Annotated in this window: 22 protein-coding genes and 1 tRNA gene; 20 read left to right on the top strand and 3 right to left on the bottom strand. The window is 64.5% G+C overall.

What is annotated here, in order from left to right; all coding sequences use genetic code 11:
• The first annotated feature begins 3 nt into the window (after window positions 1–3).
• From KA261_13065 to KA261_13030, 8 genes are all read left to right on the top strand, one after another.
• Window positions 4–1,176: a pyridoxal phosphate-dependent aminotransferase gene (locus tag KA261_13065; GenBank protein MBP7698732.1), complete on the top strand. Its 1,173-nt coding sequence runs from the start codon at window positions 4–6 to the stop codon at window positions 1,174–1,176.
• A gap of 89 nt (window positions 1,177–1,265) precedes the next feature.
• On the top strand, window positions 1,266–2,060 hold the full coding sequence (locus KA261_13060) for a C40 family peptidase (GenBank protein MBP7698731.1): 795 nt from the start codon (window positions 1,266–1,268) through the stop codon (window positions 2,058–2,060).
• Window positions 2,057–3,085, top strand: coding sequence for a hypothetical protein (locus KA261_13055; GenBank protein ID MBP7698730.1), 1,029 nt, complete (start codon window positions 2,057–2,059; stop codon window positions 3,083–3,085). Before KA261_13060 ends, KA261_13055 begins: the two co-directional genes overlap by 4 nt.
• A gap of 22 nt (window positions 3,086–3,107) precedes the next feature.
• Entirely contained in the window at window positions 3,108–5,039 is a 1,932-nt protein-coding gene (locus KA261_13050; protein ID MBP7698729.1) for an N-acetylmuramoyl-L-alanine amidase, read from the top strand.
• Complete coding sequence (locus KA261_13045) at window positions 4,991–5,308, top strand: hypothetical protein (GenBank protein ID MBP7698728.1); 318 nt, start codon at window positions 4,991–4,993, stop codon at window positions 5,306–5,308. The genes KA261_13050 and KA261_13045 overlap by 49 nt, the downstream gene beginning before the upstream one ends.
• A 96-nt stretch (window positions 5,309–5,404) precedes the next feature.
• A complete protein-coding gene (gene xrtH / locus KA261_13040) occupies window positions 5,405–5,965 on the top strand; it encodes an exosortase H (protein ID MBP7698727.1) in 561 nt (186 codons plus the stop codon).
• On the top strand, window positions 5,931–6,425 hold the full coding sequence (locus KA261_13035; protein MBP7698726.1) for a hypothetical protein: 495 nt from the start codon (window positions 5,931–5,933) through the stop codon (window positions 6,423–6,425). Before xrtH ends, KA261_13035 begins: the two co-directional genes overlap by 35 nt.
• Before the next feature lie 92 nt (window positions 6,426–6,517).
• A complete protein-coding gene (locus KA261_13030; GenBank protein MBP7698725.1) occupies window positions 6,518–7,894 on the top strand; it encodes a hypothetical protein in 1,377 nt (458 codons plus the stop codon).
• A gap of 304 nt (window positions 7,895–8,198) precedes the next feature.
• Here KA261_13030 and KA261_13025 read toward each other — a convergent pair whose 3' ends face one another.
• The 3 genes from KA261_13025 to KA261_13015 form a co-directional block, all read right to left on the bottom strand.
• Window positions 8,199–9,341 (bottom strand): metallophosphoesterase, encoded by a 1,143-nt coding sequence (locus KA261_13025; GenBank protein ID MBP7698724.1) that lies wholly within the window; start codon window positions 9,339–9,341, stop codon window positions 8,199–8,201.
• 89 nt (window positions 9,342–9,430) lie between these two features.
• Window positions 9,431–10,381: a tetratricopeptide repeat protein gene (locus KA261_13020; GenBank protein MBP7698723.1), complete on the bottom strand. Its 951-nt coding sequence runs from the start codon at window positions 10,379–10,381 to the stop codon at window positions 9,431–9,433.
• 146 nt (window positions 10,382–10,527) lie between these two features.
• Window positions 10,528–10,599, bottom strand: a tRNA-Arg gene (locus KA261_13015).
• Between the two features lie 196 nt (window positions 10,600–10,795).
• On the opposite strand from KA261_13015, the gene KA261_13010 reads away from it, so the two are divergent.
• The 12 genes from KA261_13010 to KA261_12955 all read left to right on the top strand — a co-directional run bounded on the left by KA261_13010 (window position 10,796) and on the right by KA261_12955 (window position 24,136).
• The gene (locus KA261_13010; protein MBP7698722.1) at window positions 10,796–12,514 is read left to right on the top strand and encodes a proline--tRNA ligase; all 1,719 of its coding nucleotides are present in this window, start codon (window positions 10,796–10,798) and stop codon (window positions 12,512–12,514) included.
• A 96-nt stretch (window positions 12,515–12,610) separates the two neighbouring features.
• The gene (locus KA261_13005; GenBank protein ID MBP7698721.1) at window positions 12,611–13,066 is read left to right on the top strand and encodes a ribosome maturation factor RimP; all 456 of its coding nucleotides are present in this window, start codon (window positions 12,611–12,613) and stop codon (window positions 13,064–13,066) included.
• A 13-nt stretch (window positions 13,067–13,079) separates the two neighbouring features.
• Window positions 13,080–14,552 carry a transcription termination factor NusA gene (nusA, locus tag KA261_13000; GenBank protein MBP7698720.1) on the top strand — a complete coding sequence of 491 codons (1,473 nt, stop codon included), beginning with the start codon at window positions 13,080–13,082 and terminating at the stop codon, window positions 14,550–14,552.
• A 47-nt stretch (window positions 14,553–14,599) separates the two neighbouring features.
• Window positions 14,600–16,810 carry a translation initiation factor IF-2 gene (gene infB / locus KA261_12995; protein ID MBP7698719.1) on the top strand — a complete coding sequence of 737 codons (2,211 nt, stop codon included), beginning with the start codon at window positions 14,600–14,602 and terminating at the stop codon, window positions 16,808–16,810.
• 30 nt (window positions 16,811–16,840) lie between these two features.
• Window positions 16,841–17,101: a DUF503 domain-containing protein gene (locus tag KA261_12990; protein MBP7698718.1), complete on the top strand. Its 261-nt coding sequence runs from the start codon at window positions 16,841–16,843 to the stop codon at window positions 17,099–17,101.
• On the top strand, window positions 17,101–17,463 hold the full coding sequence (gene rbfA, locus KA261_12985; GenBank protein MBP7698717.1) for a 30S ribosome-binding factor RbfA: 363 nt from the start codon (window positions 17,101–17,103) through the stop codon (window positions 17,461–17,463). Before KA261_12990 ends, rbfA begins: the two co-directional genes overlap by 1 nt.
• On the top strand, window positions 17,429–18,469 hold the full coding sequence (locus KA261_12980; protein MBP7698716.1) for a bifunctional oligoribonuclease/PAP phosphatase NrnA: 1,041 nt from the start codon (window positions 17,429–17,431) through the stop codon (window positions 18,467–18,469). Before rbfA ends, KA261_12980 begins: the two co-directional genes overlap by 35 nt.
• A 4-nt stretch (window positions 18,470–18,473) precedes the next feature.
• Window positions 18,474–19,394: a tRNA pseudouridine(55) synthase TruB gene (gene truB / locus KA261_12975; protein ID MBP7698715.1), complete on the top strand. Its 921-nt coding sequence runs from the start codon at window positions 18,474–18,476 to the stop codon at window positions 19,392–19,394.
• Entirely contained in the window at window positions 19,391–20,374 is a 984-nt protein-coding gene (locus tag KA261_12970; GenBank protein MBP7698714.1) for a bifunctional riboflavin kinase/FAD synthetase, read from the top strand. Before truB ends, KA261_12970 begins: the two co-directional genes overlap by 4 nt.
• Window positions 20,337–20,606 carry a 30S ribosomal protein S15 gene (rpsO, locus tag KA261_12965; protein ID MBP7698713.1) on the top strand — a complete coding sequence of 90 codons (270 nt, stop codon included), beginning with the start codon at window positions 20,337–20,339 and terminating at the stop codon, window positions 20,604–20,606. Before KA261_12970 ends, rpsO begins: the two co-directional genes overlap by 38 nt.
• 20 nt (window positions 20,607–20,626) lie before the next feature.
• Window positions 20,627–22,831, top strand: a complete 2,205-nt coding sequence (gene pnp, locus KA261_12960; protein ID MBP7698712.1) for a polyribonucleotide nucleotidyltransferase — start codon at window positions 20,627–20,629, stop codon at window positions 22,829–22,831.
• A gap of 3 nt (window positions 22,832–22,834) precedes the next feature.
• Complete coding sequence (locus KA261_12955) at window positions 22,835–24,136, top strand: insulinase family protein (GenBank protein MBP7698711.1); 1,302 nt, start codon at window positions 22,835–22,837, stop codon at window positions 24,134–24,136.
• The last annotated feature ends 31 nt before the right edge of the window (window positions 24,137–24,167 follow it).

The following is a 24,167-nucleotide window of genomic DNA, read 5'->3' as shown; positions in this document are numbered from 1 at the left end:
GCCATGCAGTATACGGAGCGGGTTCGGAAGCTCGAGTCGGAGGGCGCGTTCGTCGTTCTGGCGAAAGCCAAAGCGCTCGAACGCCAGGGCAAGTCGATCATCCACCTCCAGATCGGCGAACCGGACTTCGACACCCCCGCCAACGTCACCGAGGCCGGCATCAAGGCCCTCCGCGCCGGCCAGACCCACTACGCCCCCTCCGGCGGCGTCATGGAGGCCCGCGAGGTCTGCGCTTCCTACCTCGCCCGAACCCGGCACATCCCCGTCACCGCCGAAAACACGATCATCATGCCCGGTGCCAAGCCCTTCCTCTTCTGCGCCCTCATCGCCTTGATCAACGAGGGCGACGAGGTCATCGTCCCCAACCCCGGGTACCCGACCTACCGCTCCATCGTCAAATTCGTCGGCGCCAAGCCCGTCCCCGTCCGCCTGCGCGAGGAGAACGACTTCCGCTTCTCCATCGATGAATTCCGCTCCCTCATCACCCCCCGCACCCGGATGGTCATCCTCAATTCGCCCGGCAACCCGACCGGCGGCGTCCTCACCTGGGAGGATCTCGAAGCCATCCACGCCGAGGCGAAGAAGCACGACCTGTGGATCCTCTCCGACGAGATCTACTCGCGCCTGGTTTACGACGGGGAGTTCAAATCGATCGCCATGATCCCCGGCGCGATGGAGCGGTCGATCATCGTTGACGGGATGTCCAAGACCTACGCCATGACCGGCTGGCGGCTGGGATTTGCCGCAATGCCCAAAGAACTGGCCCAGTATTTCTTCACGCTGGCCATTAACAATTTCTCCTCCACCTGCACTTTCGCCCAGTACGCTATGATTGAAGCCCTCACCGGACCGCAGGACGATGTCGACAAGATGGTGGCCGAATTCCGCCGCCGCCGCACGGTCATCGTCGACGGCCTCAACGCGATCGACGGTGTTCGCTGTCTCAACCCCGAAGGCGCTTTCTACGTTTTCCCGAACATCACCGGCACCGGCCTGACGTCGCAGAAATTCGCCGACGTCATGCTCGACGAGGCCGGGGTGGCCTGTCTTTCGGGCACCGCTTTCGGCGAGTACGGCGAGGGGTACGTTCGCTTCTCCTATGCCAATTCGGTCGAGAACATCCGCGAGGCGCTCGCCCGGATCAAACGAGTGCTGGCCGGCGTCAGGACGCACTGAGGCGGCGCCCTTGCAGTTTCCCAGCCGGGCCGGATGGCCCGGCTTTTTTATGTTGTCTCCCGCTGCCGCTCGACTTATAAGGTTTTCATATGGAATGTGCCTGGGTGACGACCAACATTCTGGACATGCGGGCCGAGCCCGACCACCGCGCCGAGCGCGTCAATCAGTTGCTGTTCGCCGACCTGGTCTCCTGGTCGGCCGAGAAGCGAGGGTTTGCGTACGTGCGGCGCTGGGACGGTTACCGGGGATGGGCCGATCGGCGTTTCCTGGCGTCGCTGTCGGAGCGGCGGGCCGTTGCGTACAGCCGCCGCCCCGCCGCTGTCGTCACCGCTCTCCAGTCCCGCCTGCTCGACTTCGACGGCCGGCCGCTGCCCCCGCACCTGCTGTACTACGGCACCATCGTCGCCCTGGACCGCCTCGAGGCGCGCCGGTTGATCCTCGTTGCCCCCGACGGGAGCCGTCTGTGCGTCAAGGCTTCCTCCGTTCGACCGATAAAGGAGTACAACCGGGGCCCGCTGACCGGCCGCGACTTGGTGCGCGAAGCCGGCCGGCTGGTCGGGGTGCCGTACCTCTGGGGCGGCATCACGGCCGCCGGCCTCGACTGCTCGGGGCTGGTGCAGACGGTCGGCCGTCGCCTCGGCCTGAGCCTGCCGCGCGACAGCAAAGACCAGATCCGCACCGGCCGGCCGGTCGAGCGCGCGCGTACCATCTGCGGGGACCTGGTGTTCTTTCCCGGTCACGTCGCGATCGCTGTCGGACGCGACCGCATTATTCATTCGTCCCGGGGCGGCGGCGGCGTGCGCATCGAATCGCTGGCGCCCGACGCCCCCGCGTACCGGTCGGATTTGGACCAGAGCTATTTGGAAGCGAGGCGAATTATATGATGCAGCTCGACGCGGTCAAGGTCAACCTCCCGCTCAAGAAGAAATTCGCGGTTTCCCAGGGCGAAGTCACCGTCAAAACCAACCTGCTCACCATCCTCAACAACCGCTACAGCGGCGAGGCCTCGACCTCGATCTACTACGGACCCTCAATTGAGGAAATGGCCGCCGATCTGAGAAAGGGGATCGCACTGCTTGAGCGCCAGACGGCCGTCACCCTCGGCACCCTCCATGACATCGACCGCATGGATATCCACCCCGCTGCCCGGTCGGCCCTCATGGCCGCCGTCCTGAACTATCTCTCCGGCGAATCCCGCCGCTACCCGTGGGAGCTGGTCGACCTGGGCACACCTATCGGCATCAAGAGCTCCATGACCGTCGGCATCGACGCCACCGACCGGATGGTCGAAGCGATCCGCTCCTCCGAGTACCCGATCATCAAGGTCAAGATGGGGCACGAACAGGATGTGATGATACTCGACGCCCTTGAGGCCGGCCTCGGCAAAGAAGTCCGCGTCGACGCCAACGGCGCCTGGTCGTGCGCCAAGGCCGAGGAGATGATTTACCACCTCAGCCGCAAAGGGGTCCGCGTGATCGAGCAGCCGACCGATGCCGACTACGTGAAGGAGTGGCCCCACCTCAAGGGCAAGGCCGACGTCGAGCTGATCATGGATGAGGGTCTCAATACCCTCGATGATTACATGCGCTGTCGCGCCTCTATCGACGGCATCAATATCAAGATGGACAAGTGCGGCGGCATCCTCCACGGTGTCGCCCTCGCCCGGCAGGCCCAGGCGGACCGCAAGAAAGTCATGCTCGGCTGCATGGTCGAGTCCTCCGTCGGGATCGCCCAGTCGGTCTACATGTCGGCCCTGGCCGACTACTTCGATCTTGACGGCCCCCTGCTGCTCGAGGACGACATCGCCCGGGGGATCAGTTACCACCGCGAGTCCATCAACGTCGACCGCGAAATCATCGGCGGTCCCAAATTGCGTCGCGATGTATTGCAGAAATACCTCTCGGAATAGGACTCTGCTCGCGTCGGCGGCCGTGCTGGCGTGGATCGGCATCGCCCCCGCGGCCCCGCAGGGCCCCGCGCCGCGCATCGAAGTGATCTATCCCAAGGAGGGCCAGACGGTCGCCGCCGTCGACTCCACTTTCATCCTCGGCAACATCAAGCCGTGCACGCACCGCGACCAGTGGCGGCTCACCATCAACGGCGCCGCCGTGCCCGTGCATGACAGCGGCGGTTTCATCGCTTTCCTGCCGATCGCTCCCGGCCCGTTCACTTTCCGGCTCGAGGCCCGCCCGGTCGGTTACGATGACGCCGGGCGCCAGCACCGCCAGAAGACGTCGTTCCCCGAAAACGAACCGTCGGCCCCGATCGCCTGCTCCATCACCGTCGCCATTCCGGCGCCGGCCGTGAGCTACCCCCGCGATGTCCTTCGCCTCGGCCGGGAGTATCGCCCGCCGGCGGGCGATCTGTACCTGGCGGCGGGCGATCGCGTGGAGGCCTGGATCCAGGCCACCCCTGGATGCCGCGCCTGGTTCGCCATTCCCGGCGTTGCCGACTCGGTGCCGATGGCCGAGACCGACCCGCGCTTCCAGCCCTACTGGGGGGAAGCGGTTTTCGGCGAGGGTGCGGTCCCCGAGTCGCTCCGGATCGCCGGCATCTACTCGGGCTTCTATGATGTTCCGGCCGCGGCGCGCGCCGACAGTGTCCGCCTGCGCTACTTCCTCGCGCCGCCGGGACCGGCGGCGCAGTCGCACACGGCCTTGGAATCGGCTTCCCGCGCCGCCGACAGCGCGCTGCTCACTCTGCGCCTGCCCGACACCGTCCTCACCGACTCCAGCACCTGGCGGCTTTCGCTCAACAGCCCGGTCTTCCCGTTCACCGTTCGCTTTTCCGATTCCGTCAAAGTCATCCGCTACGCCCCGCAGCGCGCCTACCTCGCGGTCGGCCCGCCGGGCGGGGTGGAGGCGCTCGCGGTCGGCCGGGCGGGAGACTGGTACAAGCTGCGGCTCTCCCGCTCGCAGGTCGCCTGGGTGGACCGCCGAACGGTGACGCCGCTCCCGCGCGGCATCCTCCCCCCGCAGTCGTTCCTGCGCTCGCTCCGCACCTACCGCGACTCCGCCGCCGTCCGCATCGAACTCCCGCTCGCCGGGAGACACGCTTTCCGCGTCGTCGAGGACGACCGCCGCACTCTCCGCCTCCAGCTCTTCGGCGTCACCGCCGACACCGACTGGATCCGCTACGACCCCCGCGACCCGCTCATCGACTACGCCGCCTGGTCGCAGCCGGAGGAGGGGCTCTACGAACTGACGATCCGCCTGACCAAGGATCTCTGGGGGTACGATGCGTACTACCGGGGGAGCACGCTCTACCTGCAGGTTTACCGCGCCCCCGCGCATGTCGACGACCTGAAGGGGAAAGTCATCGTCCTCGATCCCGGCCATTCCCGTGATCCCGGCTCGGTCGGCCCGACCGGTCTGAGCGAGGCCGAGGCGAACCTGGCGATCGCCCTCGAGCTGCGCGACCGTCTCGAGGGGGCCGGCGCGCGCGTCGTAATGACCCGGATCGACACCGCCCACGTCGAGTTGGCCGACCGGCCGAAAATCGCCGCCGCCGCCGAGGCCGACCTCTTCGTGTCGATCCACAACAACGCCCTTCCCGACGGCGTCAACCCGCTCGTCAACAACGGCGCCTCCGCCTACTACTACCATCCCCATTCGGTCAATCTCGCGCGCGCCATTCACGATGAATTGGTCAGTCGGACGGGCCTGGCCGACCACGGATTCTTCCACGGCAACCTCGCCGTGCTGCGCCCGACCGGCTACCCGGCCGTCCTGGTCGAATGCACGTTCATGATCCTCCCCGAGCAGGAGGATGCCCTCAAGACCCGCGCGTTTCGGGTGACCCTGGCCGATGCTCTGTGCGAGGGGATCAAGCGCTTTCTCAAGGAGTACGCCGATGCCACCTGACCGGGAGGTGCGCCATAGCGGGTAACAGCGGGGGATCGGGATCGGCGGCCGACCGCCCGTGGTGGATCCTCTATCTCAGCCTGCTCGTCGCCGGGCTGCTGCTGATCGCCGACGGTTTCCACGTCGCCCACCTTCACCGCTGGACGGCCAAACTCGGCATCGCACTCGCCTACTCCGCGTTTGTCCTCTTCGTCGGGGAAGGCCGCACGCTCGCGGTCGTCTCGGCCGGATTGGTCTGCTCCGCGGTTCTGGCCACTTTCCTCTGGTGAGCGGCGACCCGGGCTTGGCGGCCGCGCAATCGGGTGTTGCGCCCCTCCCCGCCGCGGGCTAAATTGCAGTTGATGGCACGCCCACGCAGGAAGTCATTGCCCGAACGCCCCCCGGCGTCCTTGTCGGACAGCCGCCCCGGCCGATCCCCCGCCCTCCGCTTCGTCCTGAAATTCGTCCTCCTGCTGGCGGTCCTCGGCGGCGCCTACGCCTGGCTGACCGCCCGCTATGCCGAGAGTCTCGGATGGCTGATGGACACTACTGCCGCCGTCACCGGCAGCGTCGTCTCGCTCTTCTTCGGCGAGGTGCACTGGTCCGGCCGCTTTGTCTCCTACCGCGGATTCCCGGTCGAGGTTATCGACGAATGCACGGGCCTGCTGGAAATGGTCATCTTCACCGCCGCCGTCCTCGCCTTCTCCACCACGCCTGGGAAGAAGCTCCTCGGCCTGGCGCTCGGGCTTCCGGCAATCTACCTCTTCAACATCCTCCGCATCGTCGTGCTGGTGATCGCCGGCGCATCCTCGAAACCGTTGTTCGACTTCCTGCACCTGTATTTTTGGCAGGCGACCCTGATTCTCATGATCGCGTCCGTCTGGATCGCCTGGATATACCTGGTGGTGTTTCGTGATCCGAAAAGAGCTGTGGCTGTTCCTGGCTAAACTTGTTCCGCTCACTCTGCTTTTGGGCTACGTTTGGTTCCGCACGGTGCAGCGGCAGTACCCGGACTTTGTTGACGTGGTCGCCGACCCGTTTTTCCGGCTGGTGGGCGTGCGCCGCTGGTGGCTCGCCCTGGTGATCGAACACTTCACCAACATAGTCCCGTACCTGGCGCTCGTTTTGGCGTCTCCGGACCTGATCGCCCGCTGGCGCCGCACGCTCGCGGCCCTCCTCGGCGGCGGCACCGCCCTTGTCCTCGGCCACCTGCTGCTGTCGACTGCGGTGTACCACCTCAACGAGGCCTACGGTCTCTCGAAATCCTTCTACCGCGTGATCGTGCCGCTCTATCTGGTCAACGACGCCCTTCCGCTCATCCTCTGGTTCGCCTTCTACCCGTCGCTGCCCGGCCGCCTTCTCGGCATCCGACTCTTCTCGGCCCGCGACCGCAACACCGCCGGGTGATCGCTGCCGGTATCTCTAGTTGACGTCGGTATCCACGATCGCTATATTATGCATCAGGAACGATTTCTCACACTGAATCACGCAGGTGTCGTATGAAGACAGCGATTCTCCCGCTGGCCGCGGTGCTTCTTGCCGCGGCCCTGGCCCATGGACAGCCCGTGGTTGTCCTTGACTCCCTCGCCGGGGATCTCGTGTGTGGGGAACTGGCTCAGTTCATTGCTCCGTATACGCAGTATGTGGCCATTGAGAATCCCGACTCGGTGCAGAAGGAGTTGCGCATCGTCCTGTCGCTCCATGTCGACCCCGGTCACCAACTGCAGGATATCCAGGTGCACTACCTCAACGGATTTGAGGCTGTCTTCGGCTTCACTGGTACCGTCGCATGGCATGCGGAACAACAGAGCAGCACGACCATCGTGACAGTGGCGGCCACGACCAACGGCTCCGGTCTGCCCGGCGGCCTCCCGGTCCATGATTTCCCGGTCACGTATCTCGGCCTCAGCTTCGCCCTCGGTCCGGGGGAGATTTTCGAAGGTACGGAATCAGTTACTGTCGATTCGGCTGTGTCGCCCGCCTACGGCGGCTGGTACTTCTCTTCGGGAACGGCCTCCGGTTTTGCCGGCCCGCTGAACTGGCCGGTATTCGAAACCCTGCCGAATTGCGGCAGCACGATCGTGAATCCACCGCAAATGCCCCTCTCTGCCTCTCCCTGCTATCCCGTTGCGTACGACTTTGATGTCGCTGATTGCTTTGAGTTCCCCGCCTACCTGGCGCTTGCCGATGCCCCCGAGGGCGCCGCCATCGATTCCATCTCCGGCCTCTTCACGTGGCAGCCGGGAGTTCAACATGTCGGTCAGCAATTCAGCGTTCGGGTCATCGTGTGGGAGGACCTCTGCGCCGGCACCGGAATGGACCCGTACTACCGGGGCCCTACCGACGAGGCTGTGTTCACCATAGTAGTCGAGGACTGCAATCCTCCCCGGTTCGTCTCGGGGCAGCCGAACACCTTCGTCACCACCTCGGGGGATGACCTGTACATCTCAATGGCGGTGACCGATCCCGATCCGCTCAATCATTACACGTTTGACTGGTATGTCAGCGTGCAGGACCCCGTCCCGCCCTGCGCGCTCGATCCGGCCACGGGCGTGTTCCACTATCTCGGCACGCCTGCGGACACTAACGTCTACTGGATCTGCTTGACCGTGAGCGAGGGGATATTTGCCGACACGACCGGCTTCTTCATTTATCACTTCGACACTTACATTTGCGGGGACATCAACCACTTCGGCGGGGTCACTGTCGGTGATCTCACGTGGCTCATCAACTTCCTCTTCCGCGGCGGTCTGCCGCCGATCACCATGCTGGCCGGCGACCTAGACTGCAGCGGCGACGTCAAGGTCGCCGATCTGACCTACCTCGTCGGCTTCCTGTTCCGAGGCGGTCCGGCCCCCTGCGCCTCCTGCCCGTGACGCAGGGGAGAGGAGCGGGCAACGAGAAGTGTGCCTGACGCGATTCGCCTGTGTTTAGCAACCGCCAAGCCCCCACGGCGGTGCTTGACCTGCGTTCACGCGGCAGGGCGGTAGGTCAGGCCCCTTGCGGTCCTGACGTTTTCCCCGTCACCCTGAGCGGAGTCGAAGAGTGACCTGTCTCGGTCGTCTCAGGCTTCGACTCCGCTCAGCCTGACAGCTCGGTTCTGCCTACCCCCATCAGGACGATAAAGGACCTGACCCGCAAACGGAATCTTCGCGGATTCGGTCGTGGAATCAAGCCCCTTCACTCAAACACTATTTCAACCACCTCCGACTGTGTTCCCAGCCGCATCGGCGGGCCCCAAGTTCCCACTCCCGAGGAGGTGATCGTCTGAAGGCGGCTCGTCTGCGAATGTCCATAGTTCCGCGCTCCGTATACCCGCTCCGCGATTTTCGTGAACGGCCAAATCTGTCCCCCGTGGGTGTGCCCCGACAGTTGCACATCCACGCCCGCCCGCTCCGCGACCTCGTTGTGCGAGGGATCGTGCCGGAGCAGCACCGTGAACTCCGTGCCGGCGGGGGAGGGGCTCATCCCGGGCGTCAGCCGTGCCAGCACGTCGGCATAGCGCCGCGGATCGGCCGTTTCCCGGAAGTCCACCCCGATCAGGCGCAGGCCCTCGATCTCCACCGCCTCGTTGAGCAGAATCCGCACGTTCGCCGCCGCGCGAATCGGCGCGAGAAACGCCTCCCGGTCGAAAAACTCCTCGTGGTTCCCCGTGATGAAATACACCCCCAGCGGCGCCGTCAGGTCTCTCAGCGGAGTGAATAACTCGTCGAGGTTCCCGTCGGTCCCGTCAAACAGGTCGCCGCCGATAAACACAATGTCCGGTTGGAGCCGATGGACGAGGCCGACGACCCGGCGGGCGTAGGGGGCGCCGTTGACATAGCCGAGGTGCACGTCGGAGATCCACACCGCCTTTCGCCCCCGCCAGGCGGCCGGCACGGCCGCGGCCCGCACGCGGTACCGCGCCACCCGGATCAGGCGCGCTTTGACCAGCCCGTACGCTGCGACGGCCGCAGCCGCCCCCAGCGCGGCCGATCCGATCGCCATCCGCGCCGCCGCTGCTCCGACCACTGGCCCGATTCCGAGCGCCGCCAGCCGGAAAAGACCGAGCGCGGCCCACGCCGCCGCCGAGGCCAACAGGAGCACGTGTCCGACCGCCAGCCATACCGCGGCGAAACGGTAGTACAGCCGCACGACCGGTCCATGCCGCCGGTGCCCGATCAGGCTGGCCGAGACGAAGGTGAGGGAGAGGACGAAGAGGATCGCCGCCGCGGGTCCCGGCGCGATCGAGAAGAATGCGACGGCAGTCGCCCCGAGCAGCGCGTGCCCGATCCAGAGAATACCCTGCACGATGGCGACGAATATGAGGAAGCGCTTGGGCATAAACGTGAGGTATATAATGGAAAGCCGGGGGAAAGGTTTTGGCGGGACAGCTTGATTACTCGTCGAATCCTAATCGCCTCCGTAATCGCTCAGTAGAATTTGTCAACGAACTCCCGAATCGCATCGAATTGCTCCCGCGGCATCAGCATCATCGCCGCGGGCAGTTCCGGCGCTATGAAGGCGTACCAGATGAAGTGCTCTACCTGGCCCGAGTCGTCTGCCTCTTGCGCCAATTCCTCAACCTGAGGCCACCAAGCCGGGGCCAGTGTGTCATCCAATCCCGCCATGAAATCAAGCCAGGTGACAGCAGCTTCTGCAATCTCCTGCATGAGACTACCGCGCCAGTCTTCTCCCTGACGTGATTCCGCGTACCCGGGTTCATATTTCCAAACCGCCCGGACCAAGGCATAGGCGACGGATTCCGCTTCAAAACGCACCCGTACCCCTGAGGTGTCTCGTGTGAGCGCATAGTGAAGGGAAATATCCGGCCCACGCCAGGTTCCCCCGGCATCTTCCCGGTATGATTTCAGCACCTTCTTGATCTCCATGTGATTCACGTTCAGCAAGTGGGCGATGGTGAGTTCTTCGATGGCGCGGGCGCTGTCACCCTGGAGCCACATCATATGCCCCAGGAACCAGTGCGCCTGGTAATTGATGAAATTCGCATCGACTGCCCGCTGGTACCACGCCCGTGCGCTGTCAAGTTCGTTCATGCCGAAATAGGCATCCCCCGCGTAGACCATCGCCGGATCGAAACTCGGCCGCAGGAGAAGCGCTTCGGAGTAAGCCGCCAGAGCGGCCTCGAAGTCGCCGGCCTCGTACGCCCCTTCAGCTATGGCGAAGATGACACCGAGCGAATCGTCGATTTCATGTCTGACCAAGCTCCGGCTGGAGCTGTCAACGTACAGGTATAACATGTTTGAGTTAAGGCGTCGCGCCTTGTCGATTGAATCCACCTGAACGGAGTCGAGGTGCTCAAGTACGTAGACCAGGTCAGACTGCTCAATGATTTTATATAGGTCGGCAACGCTGGGGATCATGGGAGTCTCATCAGGGCGGTACGGCTGTGATAACGCGGGGGGTACGACTGTCAGTGAGACGGCTGTCGCAAAGGGCAGCCAGGCGAATGTGCCGGGGGAAAGTTTCATGACGCCCGTACTGCTTTCGGTTCTCCACACAGCAGAAATACCCCCGCCAGGAATTGAACCTGGATTTCCGGCTCCGGAGGCCGACGCGTTATCCATTACACCACGGGGGCATGCACGGCCCATTAATACCCAATTCCCGTCCTGTGCGCAACCAGATTTTGTCCCCATTTTCGCGCCCCCGGCCCGCACGGCTCGGCGTCCGGCGCCGGCCGAGGCCGGAGTTTTTCAGTTGCTTTGAACCCCTGATTGCCTAATATACCAATTCGTTAACGTGACCCGGACCAAACCGAACATGAGGACCCGACCATGCGTTGGACGCACTCCTACATCCCGACCCTCCGCGAGAACCAGGCCGAGGCCGAACTGATCTCCCACCAGCTCCTGCTGCGCGGCGGCTACATCCGCAAACTCGCCTCGGGCATCTACCTCTACCTGCCCCTCATGCAGCGCGTCATCCACAAGTTCTCAAACATCGTCCGCGAAGAAATGAACCGCGCCGGCGGCCTCGAAATCGCCATGTCGGTCCTGTGCCCGGCCGAGGTCTGGCAGGAATCGGGCCGCTACGGGACGATCGGCAAAGAGCAGATGCGCCTCCGCGACCGGCACGACCACGAGCAGGTTCTCTGCGGCACCCATGAGGAAACGGTCACATTCCTCATCCGCGGCGAGGTCAAATCCTACCGCCAGCTTCCCCTGAACCTCTACCAGATCCAGGTGAAGTTCCGCGATGAGATCCGCCCCCGTTTCGGCCTCATGCGCGGCCGCGAGTTCATCATGAAAGACGCCTACTCGTTCGATGCCGACGAGGAATCGTTCGCACGCTCGTACCAGGCGATGGTCGACGCCTATTTTCGTATTTTCCACCGGGCCGGCCTCGACGTCGTCAAGGTTGAGTCCGACACCGGCGCGATGGGGGGGAAGGCCGCCCACGAGTTCATGTTGCTCGTCGACACCGAGGCCGGCGAAGAGATCATCATGTCGTGCGACTCCTGCGACTACACGGCCAACCTCGAGAAAGCCGCGTTCTGCGATCCGCTCCAACCGGCGCCCGAGCCCGAGACCAAACCCAGGGAAACGGTGGACACGCCTGGGGCGGCCACGATCGAGGAAGTCACCGCTTTCCTGAAAGTCCCCGCGCACCGACTGGTCAAGACTTTGCTGTATATGGCCGACGGCAAGCCGGTGGCCGCGCTCGTGCGGGGGGACCGGGAACTGAACGAAACCAAGCTCAAGAACGCCGTTGGGGCCAATGAGCTGGTCATGGCCGCGGCGGCCGAGGTGGAGCAATTCACGGGCGCCCCGGTCGGGTTCGCCGGCCCGATCGGCCTGAAAGACGTTCCGATCTACGCCGACCCCCTCGTCACCCAAATGAACAACTTCATCGTTGGCGCGAATCTGTTTGAAAAACATACAGTTAACGTGAACCTCGGACGGGATTTCAAGGCCGCTAAAATCGCCGACCTTACGTCGGCTCGCCACGGCGACGGCTGCCCGAAATGCGACGGCCATCTGGTGGCCAAGCACGGTATCGAAGTGGGCAACACCTTCATGCTCGGTACCAAGTACTCCGATTCGCTGGGCGCGAAATTCCTCGATGCGGAGGGGAAGGAGCGGCCTATCCTTATGGGCTCCTATGGGATCGGGGTCACCCGCACCCCTCAGGCCGCCCTCGAAAAGTACCACGACGAGCGGGGCATCTGCTGGCCCAAAAACATCGCCCCCTACCAGGTCGCTCTCATTCCGCTCAATATGGACAAGGCGGAGCACCGGACGGCCGCGGAGAACATCTATACCGCCTTGAACGAGGCCAATATAGATGTACTTTGGGATGATCGTACGGAGCGGGCTGGGGTCAAGTTCAACGATGCCGACCTGATCGGCCTGCCGGTACGCCTCGTAATTGGCGATAAGTCGCTCGCCGATGGGAAGGTAGAGATGAAGGCCCGGCGCGGGGGGGAGCCCCATCTCGTGCCTATCGACCGCATCGTGCCGGCTGTCCGCGACCTCCTGGACACCCTGCCGTAAATCGTTCCATTTTTGGGTTGCGCGGCAACTCAAGTTCCCATATCTTAACAGATTCTGGGTGGGCAGTGGCCCATTTTTTTGTACGGGAAACGGTGTATGCCGAGTGTGAACGAACGGTTCAAAGCCGACCTCCTGGCGCTCGTCGAGGCGCCCCTTGCCGCGGAAGGCGCGTATGTGGCCGACCTCGTCGTCGCCACTTTCAAGAAGAGTGCCACCGTCCGCGTGTTCGTCTACTCCGAACGGGGGACGACGCTTGAGGAATGCGCCCGGCTCTCGCGGATCGTGGGCGATGTGCTCGATGGAACCGACTGGTTCGACTACGGTTATACTTTGGAAGTGTCCTCGCCCGGCCTCGATCGGCCGCTGGTGACCCCGCGCGACTTCCGGTTCCGCACCGGCGAGACCGTCCGCGTTGAATTCCGCGACCCGGCGCGCAAGAAGCTGACCGCCGAATTGGTCGCGGCGACCGATACGGATGTGGAACTGCGGCACGAAGGGACCGTCGAGCGCGTGCCCCTGGCCGAGATCAAGCGGGCGAAAATCGTATTTTGACGGAGATGCGTGTATGTCGTTTGACATGATCGAGGCGATGACTCTCATCGCCCGAGAAAAGAACATCGAATTTGATGCGGTTCTGGAAACCCTCGAGGCCGGCCTCATGGCCGCCGCCAAGAAGAAGTACGCCTTCACCGACAACATCACCTTCCGTTTCGACCGCAAGAACAACGAACTGCTCATGATCGCAACGAAACGGGTCGTCGAACAGGTTGCCGACCCCAACGTCGAACTCACTCTCGCCGAGGCCAAGGACATCGATCCCGAAGCCGAGCTCGGCGACGAGGTCGACATCTACATCGACTACGAGGTGGAGTTCGGCCGCAACGCCATCGCCGCCGCCAAGCAGATCCTCATCCAGAAGGTCCGCGAGGCCGAACGCGACCGCATCTACGACGAGTACATCGACAAGGTCGGCACCCTCATCTCCGGCGTCGTCCAGCAGGTCGACAAGGGCAATGTCATCGTCAACCTCGGCCGCGGGGAGGGGATCATGCCCATCAAGGAGCAGATTCCCCGTGAGAAGTTCCGCCAGGGGGACCGCATCCGCGCCTTCATCGTCGACGTTCAGAAAGTCACCCGCGGGCCCCAGATCATTCTCTCGCGCGTCTCCAACGACTTCCTCCGCAAGCTGTTCGAGCTCGAAGTCCCCGAGATCTACGAGCGCGTCATCGAGATCAAAGCCCTCGCCCGCGAACCCGGCGAACGCGCCAAGGTGGCCGTGTACTCCTCCGACGACCGCATCGACCCCGTCGGTGCCTGCGTCGGCATCAAGGGCGTGCGCGTCCAGGCGATCGTGCGCGAACTCAACAACGAGCGCATCGACATCGTCCCCTGGTCCGGCAACCCCGAGCTCTTCGTCACCCGCGCCCTGGCCCCCGCCAAGGTCGTCAACATCGACGTCGACGACACCGAGCAGAAGATGACGGTGGCGGTCGAAGACGACAAGTTATCCCTCGCCATCGGACGCAGCGGCCAGAACGCCCGGCTTGCGTCGAAGCTGACCGGGTGGAAGGTCAACATCATGTCCGAGACCGAATACAACGAAATGAAACACCGCGAGGCCGAAATGCTCGTCCCCGTCGGCCGTCTTGACGGCGTCGGGCCGAAACTCTCCGAGCGGCTCGCCGACCATAACATCGGCTCCGTCCAGCGCCTCGCCAACGCCACCGTGGAGGCGCTCGTGAAAATCGAAGGGCTCGGCGAAAAGACCGCCGAAACCCTCATTGAGAAGGCCAAGGTGTTTGTCGCGGAACTCGAGGCCGAGTACGAACGCAAAAAGGCCATGGAGCGGGCGGCCGAGGCCGCCCAGGCCGCCGAGTCCAAAGCCGAGGAAAAGCTCCGGCCCGAGGACGTTTTCGAGGAGGACGAGGATTTCGTGACCGAGGTTGACGATCAGGCGGAAGCGACCGCGCCCAGCATGGAAGACCTCACGGAGGACGAGGACGAGAACGAAGACGAGTCCGCCCGCAAGGATGGATGATCGCTCACACATCGGGCAGCCCACAATGCCCGGGGAGGTAGCACCTGATGGGAACGACGAAACGTGTCTATGAGCTGGCGAAGGAGTATAAAATCTCCTCCAATGCCATGGTTACGGTGCTGCGTGAACTCGGGTTCGAGCCGAAATCCCACATGTCCGTGGCCACCGTCGAGATGATCGACGCGATCAAGCGGAAATTCGCCGCCGAGAAGCAGGAAGCCAAGAAGGAGATGGAACACCGCGCCCAGGTCAAGGAGGCCGCGGAACGCAAAGCCACGCGCATCGGCGGGATCAAAGTCAACGACTCGAAATCCGACGTCGCCGCCTGGATGCGGCGCTCCGAGAAGAAGCAGAAGAAGAAAGACCGGCGCAAACGCAAAAGCCGCCATCAGGTCGACAAGACCGCCGTCCAGAAAAGCTTCCGTTCGACCATGGCCAACCTCTCCGCCGGCAAGGGGCGGCGCAAGTACCGCCGCACGCCCGACGGCCGCCAGATCGAGGTCCTCGAGGACAACGTCCTGGAAGTCAACGAATTCATGTCGGTGGCCGAACTCGCCGGCCTCATGGACCGCAAACCGGCCGAACTCATCACCAAGCTCTTCGAGCTGGGAATGATGGCGACCATCAACCAGCGTCTCGAAATGGACACGATCACGCTGCTCGCCGCGGAGTTTGGATTCGAGGTCCGGCAGCTCGCCGAAATCGGCGAGGAATCGCGCGAGGAGGAGCGCACGGCCAACCTCGAACGCCGCGCCCCCGTCGTCACCATCATGGGCCACGTCGACCACGGCAAGACCTCGCTGCTGGACTTCATCCGCAAGACCAACGTGGCCGCCGGTGAGGCCGGGCTCATCACGCAGCACATCGGCGCCTACGAGGTGGGGCGCGACGGCGGCCGCATCACCTTCCTCGACACTCCCGGCCACGAGGCCTTCACCGCCATGCGCGCCCGGGGCAGCCAGGTCACCGACATCATCGTCCTCGTCGTGGCCGCCGACGACGGTGTGCAGCCGCAGACTGTGGAGGCGATCGACCACGCCCGCGCCGCCGCCGTCCCCATCATCGTCGCCATCAACAAGATCGACAAACCCTCGGCCAACCCCGATACGGTCAAGACCCAGTTGTCCAAGCTCAATCTCATGCCCGAGGACTGGGGCGGCAAGACCATCATGGTCGAAGTTTCGGCCAAGTCCGGCCAGGGAGTCGACCGGCTGCTCGAGATGATCCTTCTCCAGGCGGAGATGATGGATCTCCAGGCCGACCCGACCATCCGCGGCCAGGGCGTCATCATCGATTCCCGCCTCGAGCGCGGCCGCGGCCCGGTCGTCACCGTCCTCGTTCAGAAAGGCACCTGCCGGGTGGGCGACTCCATTGTCGCCGGCGTGCACTCCGGCCGCGTGCGGACCATCATGGACGACCGCGAGCAGCTGCTGGACGAGATCGGCCCTTCCCGCCCGGCCCAGATTACCGGCCTCGACGGGACCCCGCAGGCGGGCGACTCCCTCATGGTCGTCGAGAGCGACCAGGAGGCCAAGGAGATCGTCATGCGGCGCGCCCAGATCAAGCGCGAGCAGGAGGCCCGCCGCACCCATGGCCGCGTCACCCTCGACCGCGTCTTCGACCGCATCAAGGAGGGCCAGATCAAGGAGCTCCGCCTCATCATCAAGGCCGATGTCGACGGCTCGGTCGAGGTGCTCTCCGACACCCTCGGCAAGATCCAGAGCGAGGAAGTCAAGGTCAACGTCATCCGCCGCGGCGTCGGCGGCATCACGGAATCCGACGTTCTCCTGGCGGCTGCCTCCGACGCCATCATCATCGGCTTCCAGGTCTCGCCCGACTCCCGCGCCCGCGAAGTCGCCAAACAGGAATCGGTCGACATCCGCCTCTACGACATCATTTACGAGGCCGAGCAGGACGTGAAGAAGGCGCTCGAAGGGCTCCTCGCTCCGACCGTCCGCGAGGAATTCGTCGGCCTGTGCGAGGTCCGCAACACCTTCCGGGTGCCCAAGGTCGGCATGATCGCCGGTTGCTACGTCAAGGAGGGCCGGGTCAACCGCAAGGACAGCATTCGGCTGATCCGCGACGGCAAGGTGATCTACCGCGGCCAGATCGCCTCGCTGAAACGGTTCAAGGACGACGCCCGCGAGGTCAAGGAGGGTTTCGAGTGCGGCATCGGGATCGAGCGGTACGACGACGTCAAAGTCGGCGACCAGATCGAATGTCTCGAAGTTGTGGAGGAGGCCCGCACGCTCTCGTGAGGCGCGCCCGTGGTTACGCTCGTGGTCAAAATGCGTCTGGACATCCCGGCTATCGGCTCGCTCAAGGAGAAGCGCCGGATTCTGAAGTCGATGATTACGCGGCTCCGCAATGACTTCAACATCTCGATTGCCGAGGTCGACCTCCAGGATCAGATCCGCGCCGCCGTCCTCGGCGCCGCCGTCATCTCCAACAGCTCCGCCTTCTGCCACCAGGTCATGGCCAAGGTCATCGCGCGTGTCGAGTCCTCCCACGAGGTGATCCTGGCCGACTACCTCACGGAGACCTACTGATGGCGGACAACCGGCGGCAGTCCCGCATGGGCGAGCAGATCCTCCGCGACATCTCGACTATGCTCGAGGAGGAGCTGGCGGAGAAGGTTCCCGGCATGGTCACCTTCACGCGTGTCCGCCTCACCGAGGACCTCCGCTACGCGACGGTGTACTACTCGGTGCTGGGCAAGGACGGGGATCGGGAAAAGGTCGCGGACTACCTGGAGCGGGAGAAGCGGCGTATCCGCAAGATGGTCGGCGCCGGCCTGCGCATGCGCTTCATTCCCGAGTTTGCTTTCAAGTTTGATCCGTCCATAGAAGAGAGTATTCGCATTCAGCAGCTGCTCGATGAAATCAAGAGCGATCGACCGCCAGATGAATGACCGGCCGGGCCCGACAGCGCCGCCGCTTGACGAACTCCGCGCCCTTCTGGAGCGGAGCCGGCGCGTCCTGGTTGTCGCCCACGTTGAACCCGACGGCGACGCCATCGGCTCGCTGCTGGCCTGCGGGGCCTGCCTCCGGAACCTCGGCAAGGAGACGGTGCTCGTCCGGGAGTCTGAAATCCCTTCGAAATACCGCTTCCTCCGCGGCGCCGGCGAGATCCGCCCGGTCGACGCCCTCCCTGTCGACCTCGCCATCGACACCGCCGTCGTCCTCGAATGCCCGACCCTCGACCGCGTCGGCCGGGCCGCCCGCTTTCTCACGGACGGTGTCCGGATCATCAACATCGACCACCACCGGGAGTCGGGGGACTTCGGCGCCGTCAACTGGATCGACCCGACCAAGTCCTCGGTGGGGGAGATGCTCTTCGAGTTGTACGAGGCTTTCGGCTGCGAGATCACGCCCGAGGTCGCCGAGCAGCTCTACACCGCGATCATGACCGACACCGGGCGCTTCCGCTACCCCTCGACGTCGCCGCGCACGATGGAGATCGTCGGGCGGCTCATCGCCGCCGGCGCCGATCCCAAGGCGATCGCCGACAACGTCTACTACCGCCTGAGCGTCTCCACCATGCGTCTGACCGGCATGGTGCTCGCCTCGATCGAATTCCACGACCGCGACCGCCTCTGCCTGCTCACTCTCACGCAGGAGATGCTCGAGGCCGCTGGCGCCGGCCTGTCCGAGTCCGACGGCCTGGTCGATTTTACGCTGTTCACCGACACGGCCGAGGTGGGCGCCCTGCTGAAAGAGGTCGATGAGGACCGCACCCGCGTGTCGCTGCGGTCCCGCGACGCCGTCAACGTGGCCGCCCTCGCCGCCCAGTACGGCGGCGGGGGACACTTCAACGCCGCCGGCTGCACCATGCCTTACGGCCTGGCCCGCGCCCGCGAAGAAATCATACGCGTGCTGACCCATGCCCGGAAAAGAGACACCGACAGACAGGATTAACGGCGTGCTGCTGATTGACAAACCGCTGCACTGCTCCAGCCACGACGTCGTGCAGACGCTGCGCCGCATCACGCGCCAGCGCCGCATCGGCCACGCCGGCACGCTCGACCCGCTGGCCGAGGGACTGCTCGTCGTCTGCCTCGGGCACGCCACCAAGATTGCCCGCTTCCTGACCGGGTTCGACAAAGTCTATGTCGCCACGATCTGCCTCGGGCGCACCTCGGCCACGTTCGATGGGGAAGGGATCGATGCGGAGGCGCCGGCCGCCCCGGTGCCGGATTTCCCGCGCGCCGACCTGGAATCCGCGCTCCGCCGCTTCGAGGGCCGTGTCACCCAGCGCGTCCCGGCCTTCTCGGCCGTGCGCGTCGAGGGCGTGCCGCTGTACAAGAAAGCCCGGCGCGGGGAAGAGGTTGACCCCCCCAGCCGGGAGGTGACGATTCGCGAAATCCGCCTCCTCGAAGTCGCTCTGCCCTACCTGCGCATCGAGGTGACCTGCTCCTCGGGGACGTACATCCGAACGCTCGCCGACGATCTCGGCCGGGTGCTCGGCTGCGGAGCTTACCTGGCGCACCTGCGGCGCACCCGGGTCGGCGACCTGGCGCTCTCCGGCGCGCTGACGCTGGACCAGGCCGCCGACGCGATGGCTGACGGCTATCTCCACCAGCACCTGCTCGGGTACGGCGAGGTGCTGCCGTATTCGGCCCTCCGGGTCAGCGAGCAGTTTCGCCCCCATGTCATCGAGGGCCGCCGCCCGGACCGCGACGACCTCACCGGTCTGGACGGCTCCTTCCGCGCCGGTGACACGGTGCTGTTGAAAAGCGATGACGGCGCGGTTCTGGCCGTCGGACGGGCCGGCGTCGATTCGGCCGACCTGGCCCGACCGGCCGCCCGCTCCCTCTTTGACTACATACGGGTGCTCCATTGACGACGACGTTTATCCGAGGGATCGAGAATTTCGCCCGGGCTGCCGACGGCCGCCCGGTGATCGCCACCATCGGCACGTTCGACGGTATCCACCTGGGCCACCGGGAGATCTTCCGCCGCGTCCGCGCCCAGGGCGAGCGGGACAACGCCCGCGCTGTGCTTATCACCTTCCACCCCCACCCCCGGGTCGTCGTCACCCCCCAGAACGTCCCCCTCCTCCTGACCACGATCGAGGAGAAGGAGAAGTTCGTCCCCGATTTCTTCGAGGGCAACGTCCTGGTGCTGGAATTCAACGAACACCTGAAAAACATGCCCGCCGACCGCTTTGTCCGCGATATCCTCATTGACAGAATCGGTGTGAGGAAGCTTATTGTCGGCTACGATCACGCCTTTGGCAGGAACCGCGAAGGCGACATCCCGTTTCTGCAGAGAATCGGCGCGAAGCTCGGATTCGAGGTGGAGGTGGTCGCGCCGGTGGTTGTTGACGGCCAGCCGGTGTCGTCCTCGCGCATCCGCCGCGCGCTGCAGGAGAACCGCTTCGGGGAGGCTATCCGCCTCCTCGGCCATGAGTACGCCATTTACGGCACGGTCGAACGGGGTATCGGGCTGGGCAAGAAGCTCGGCTATCCGACCGCGAATGTCGCGTACAATCCGCGGAAGCTGCTGCCGCACGACGGCGTTTACGCCTGCTACGCGCACGTCGGCAGCGAGGAGTTCGATGGCATGATGTTTATCGGCCGCAACCACTTCAACCCGGAAAACCGGATCACGGTGGAGGCCAACCTGTTTGATTTCGACCGCGACATCTATGGGCACGAGATCATCGTCTACCCGATGCGCCATGTCCGCGAAAACCGGCGGTTTGAGTCCAGGGAAGCGCTCGTCGCCCAGATCGGCAAAGACAAAGAAGTGATTTTAGACATAGTGAAGAAGGAGAAACGGTATGCCGCTCAACAAGGAGCACAAAGCCAAAATCATTGAGGAAAACCGCCTGCACGGCACGGACACGGGTTCGCCCGAGGTCCAGATCGCCCTGCTGACGGCCCGCATCAACCATCTCACGGAACACCTGAAGTCCCACAGCAAGGACTTCCATACCCGCCTCGGGCTGCTGAAACTGGTCGGCCAACGCCGCCGGCTGCTCGATTACCTGATGGACCGCGACATCGAGAGCTATCGCCAGCTTATCGGCGAGCTCAATCTCCGCCGCTAGGCGAAGGGAACCAATGTAGTATGCATGAAAGACACAAAGTAGAATTCGAACTCGGCGGCCGCACGATGATCATCGAGCAGGGCTACCTGGCCAACCAGGCCAACGGCGCCGTCACCGTCCGCTACGGTGACTCCATGGTCGTTTCCACCGCATGCGCCCAGTCCGAACCCAAGGTCGATCAGGATTTCTTCCCCCTGACCGTCGAGTACCGCGAGCGCTCCTACGCCGCCGGCAAGATCCCGGGCGGTTTCTTCAAGCGCGAGGGCCGGCCGTCGGAGAAAGAAACCCTCGCCTCCCGGCTCATCGACCGGCCCATCCGGCCCCTCTTCCCCAAAGAGTTCCGCGGCGAGACGCAGTGCATCACCCTCGTCATCTCCCATGACCAGGCCAATGACACCGACATTCTCGCCCTCACCGGCACCGGGGCCGCGCTCGCCGTCTCCGACATCCCCTTCGAAAAAACCATCGCCGGCGTCCGCGTCGGCCGCATCAACGGCGAATTCGTCATCAACCCGACCATCAGCCAGCTCGAAGAAAGCGACCTGTACATCACGATGGCCGGCAGCGCCGATGCGATCACGATGGTCGAGGGAGGAGGCCGGGAGATCCCCGAGGACGTCATGATCGACGCCCTCCTGTTCGGCCACGACCACATCAAGCTCATTGTCGGCAAGATCGAAGAACTCAAAGCCCGGGTGGGCAAACCGACGATGGCTTACACGCCGGTCGTCCTCGACACCGCCCTTGAGACCCGGGTGAAGGAGCTCGCCGGGGCGCGTTTTGACGAATTCAACCGCATCGCCGGCAAGGACGGCCGCCGCGAGGCCAAGCGCGCCATGCGCGAGGAGATCGTCGCCGCCCTCGCCGAGGAATTCCCCGAAAGCGAACGCAAGATCGGCGGCATCCTCGACGAACTCGATTCCGCCTCCATGCGCACCATGATCCTCAAGGAGAACGTGCGCATCGACGGCCGGTCGCCGGAGCAAATCCGGACAATCACGTGCGACGTGGGCTTCCTGCCGCGCGCCCACGGCTCGGCCGTCTTCACCCGCGGCCAGACCCAGGCCCTGGTCGCCGTCACCCTCGGCACCAAGATGGACGAGCAGCGCCTCGATGAGCTCGAGGGGGAGTCGACCAAGAGCTACATGCTCCACTACAACTTCCCGCCCTTCTCCACCGGCGAGACCAAGGGCATGCGGGGCACCGGCCGCCGCGAGGTGGGCCACGGCGCGCTTGCCGAACGCGCCCTCTTCCCGGTCATCCCGAGCGAGGAAGGGTTCCCCTACACGCTGCGGATCGTCTCCGACATCATGGAGTCCAACGGCTCGTCGTCGATGGCCTCGGTGTGCGGCGGCTCGCTCGCCCTCATGGATGCGGGCGTGCCGATCAAGGAGGCGGTCGCCGGCATCGCCATGGGCCTCATCAAGGAGGGCGACCGCGTCGTCATCCTCACCGACATCCTCGGCGATGAAGACCACTTCGGCGACATGGACTTCAAAATCTGCGGCACCGCGGCCGGCATCACCGCCATCCAGATGGACATCAAGATCACGGGTCTCGCGGTCGAGATCATGCGCGAAGCTCTCTCGCGCGCGCGCGACGCCCGCCTTCACATCCTCGGCATCATGAACGAGGCCATGCCGCGCCACCGCGATCAGCTCTCGCAGTATGCGCCGCGCATCATCACCATCCACATCGATCCGTCGCGCATCGGCGACGTCATCGGCCCCGGTGGCAAAATCATCCGCGCCATCGTCGAGGAGACCGGCGCCAAGATCGATATCGAGGACGACGGCACTGTCCTCATCGCCTCCGTCCAGGCCGAAGCCGGGCTCCGGGCCCGGGAGCGCATCGAGGCCATCGTCCAGGAGGCCGAGGTCGGCAAGGTCTACAAGGGGATCGTCCGCCGCGTCACCGCCTTCGGCGCCTTCGTCGAAATCTTTCCCGGCACCGAGGGCCTGCTGCACATCTCCGAGATCGACACCCGCCGCATTGAGAAAGTCGAAGACGTGCTCAAGCTGGGCGATGCGGTTGATGTGAAGTGCATCAGCGTCGATTCCGACGGCAAGATCCGTCTCTCCCGCCGCGCTCTCATGGAAGGCGGCGACGGGGAGCGGCCCCCGCGCCCCCCGCGCGACCGGGAGCGCGCCGGAGCCGGCGGCGGCCGCGGCGGACGCCGTGACGGCGACCGGCGCCACCACGGGGATCGGGACCGCGATCGATAGGATATGGCCGGCCGCAATTCCAGACGAACCGCCGCCCAGATCTACCGCAAAACGACCCTACGGAACGGACTGAGGATCGTCACCGAGAAGATCCCCACGGTCCGTTCCGTGTCGTTGGGCGTATGGGTCGACGTCGGCACGCGCCATGAGACGCGCGCCGAGAACGGCATCTCCCATTTTGTCGAGCACATGCTCTTCAAAGGCACGCACCGCCGCACCGCCCGCCAGATCTCCGGAGAACTCGAGGCGGTCGGCGGCAGCATCAACGCCTTCACGTCCCGCGAGCAGACCTGCTTCAACGCCCGCGTTCTCGACGAGCACCTCGACCTTGCCGTCGACGTCCTCTCCGACATCACCTGCTGCTCGACCTTCACGCCCGAGAACATCCGCCGCGAGAAACAGGTCATCCTCGAGGAAATCAAGGAGGCCTTCGAGACTCCCTCCGACCGGATCCACGACGAATTCGCCGAGGTCTACTGGAACGGCCACCCGCTGGGCCAGCCCATCCTCGGCAGCGCCGGGAACGTCGCCGGGTTCGCCCGGTCCCGGATCCTGGAGTACGTCCGCCGCCACTACCGGGCCGGCTCGGTCGTCATCGCCGGCGCCGGCAACCTCTCCCACGACCGCCTCGTCCGGCTGGTCAGCGAGAAATTCTGTTTCCCCAAGGGCAGGGGAGAGGCGCCTCTCCCGGCCGCCCGCCCCGATGTTGAGCTGCTGCGGTTGATCGAGGGCGGCAACGCGCAGACCCACCTCAGCCTCGGCTACCCCGGCGTCCCCTACGATTCGCCGAAGAAGAACGCCGCCCTCGCGCTCAACGCCTACCTCGGCGGAGGGATGTCGTCGGTCATCTTCCAGAAAGTCCGCGAACTCAAGGGCCTTGCCTACTCGGTTTACACCTTCGCTGATTTCTACCGCGACACAGGGATGTTCGGCGCCTACGTCGGCACCGACCGGGCGCACGTCGCCGGGGCGCTGGAGATCATCATCGCCGAGATGGAGCGCATGAAACGCCGCAAACTGCCGAGCCTGAAATTTGATCCGCTCAAAGCCCAGCTCAAGGGACAGATCATGCTCGGGATGGAATCGACCTCCGCCCGCATGAACCGTCTCGCCCGCCAGGAGCTCTACCTCGGCCGCTTCATCCCGTTCGCCGAGACCCTCGCCTCGATGGAGCGGCTGACCCCCTTCGACCTCCTGGAATTCGCCAACGAGTCGTTCGATCGCTCCCAGCTCACCGTCGTCACCCTCGGACCCGCCCCGCACCGCCGCCTCCGCGAGGTCACGGGAGCCGGGGCGAAGCGCTGACCGGCGCCGCGTCCCCGGGTCGCGAGGTCGC

The organism is Candidatus Zixiibacteriota bacterium (assembly GCA_017999435.1).
GTDB lineage: Bacteria > Zixibacteria > MSB-5A5 > GN15 > FEB-12 > JAGNLV01.
This window is presented reverse-complemented; position numbering and strand designations above follow the sequence as displayed.

What these genes read in the sequence shown, in the direction of transcription:
- KA261_13055 (MBP7698730.1), top strand. Translation starts at nt 2,057, where the DNA reads ATGATGCAGCTCGACGCGGTCAAGGTCAACCTCCCGCTCAAGAAGAAA.
- KA261_13010 (MBP7698722.1), top strand. Translation starts at nt 10,796, where the DNA reads ATGCGTTGGACGCACTCCTACATCCCGACCCTCCGCGAGAACCAGGCC.
- KA261_12990 (MBP7698718.1), top strand. Translation starts at nt 16,841, where the DNA reads ATGCGTCTGGACATCCCGGCTATCGGCTCGCTCAAGGAGAAGCGCCGG.
- KA261_13005 (MBP7698721.1), top strand. Translation starts at nt 12,611, where the DNA reads ATGCCGAGTGTGAACGAACGGTTCAAAGCCGACCTCCTGGCGCTCGTC.
- KA261_12955 (MBP7698711.1), top strand. Translation starts at nt 22,835, where the DNA reads ATGGCCGGCCGCAATTCCAGACGAACCGCCGCCCAGATCTACCGCAAA.
- KA261_13065 (MBP7698732.1), top strand. Translation starts at nt 4, where the DNA reads ATGCAGTATACGGAGCGGGTTCGGAAGCTCGAGTCGGAGGGCGCGTTC.
- KA261_13025 (MBP7698724.1), bottom strand. Translation starts at nt 9,341, where the DNA reads ATGCCCAAGCGCTTCCTCATATTCGTCGCCATCGTGCAGGGTATTCTC.
- pnp (MBP7698712.1), top strand. Translation starts at nt 20,627, where the DNA reads ATGCATGAAAGACACAAAGTAGAATTCGAACTCGGCGGCCGCACGATG.
- KA261_13020 (MBP7698723.1), bottom strand. Translation starts at nt 10,381, where the DNA reads ATGATCCCCAGCGTTGCCGACCTATATAAAATCATTGAGCAGTCTGAC.
- nusA (MBP7698720.1), top strand. Translation starts at nt 13,080, where the DNA reads ATGTCGTTTGACATGATCGAGGCGATGACTCTCATCGCCCGAGAAAAG.
- rpsO (MBP7698713.1), top strand. Translation starts at nt 20,337, where the DNA reads ATGCCGCTCAACAAGGAGCACAAAGCCAAAATCATTGAGGAAAACCGC.
- KA261_13060 (MBP7698731.1), top strand. Translation starts at nt 1,266, where the DNA reads ATGGAATGTGCCTGGGTGACGACCAACATTCTGGACATGCGGGCCGAG.
- KA261_12980 (MBP7698716.1), top strand. Translation starts at nt 17,429, where the DNA reads ATGAAATCAAGAGCGATCGACCGCCAGATGAATGACCGGCCGGGCCCG.
- KA261_13030 (MBP7698725.1), top strand. Translation starts at nt 6,518, where the DNA reads ATGAAGACAGCGATTCTCCCGCTGGCCGCGGTGCTTCTTGCCGCGGCC.
- rbfA (MBP7698717.1), top strand. Translation starts at nt 17,101, where the DNA reads ATGGCGGACAACCGGCGGCAGTCCCGCATGGGCGAGCAGATCCTCCGC.
- infB (MBP7698719.1), top strand. Translation starts at nt 14,600, where the DNA reads ATGGGAACGACGAAACGTGTCTATGAGCTGGCGAAGGAGTATAAAATC.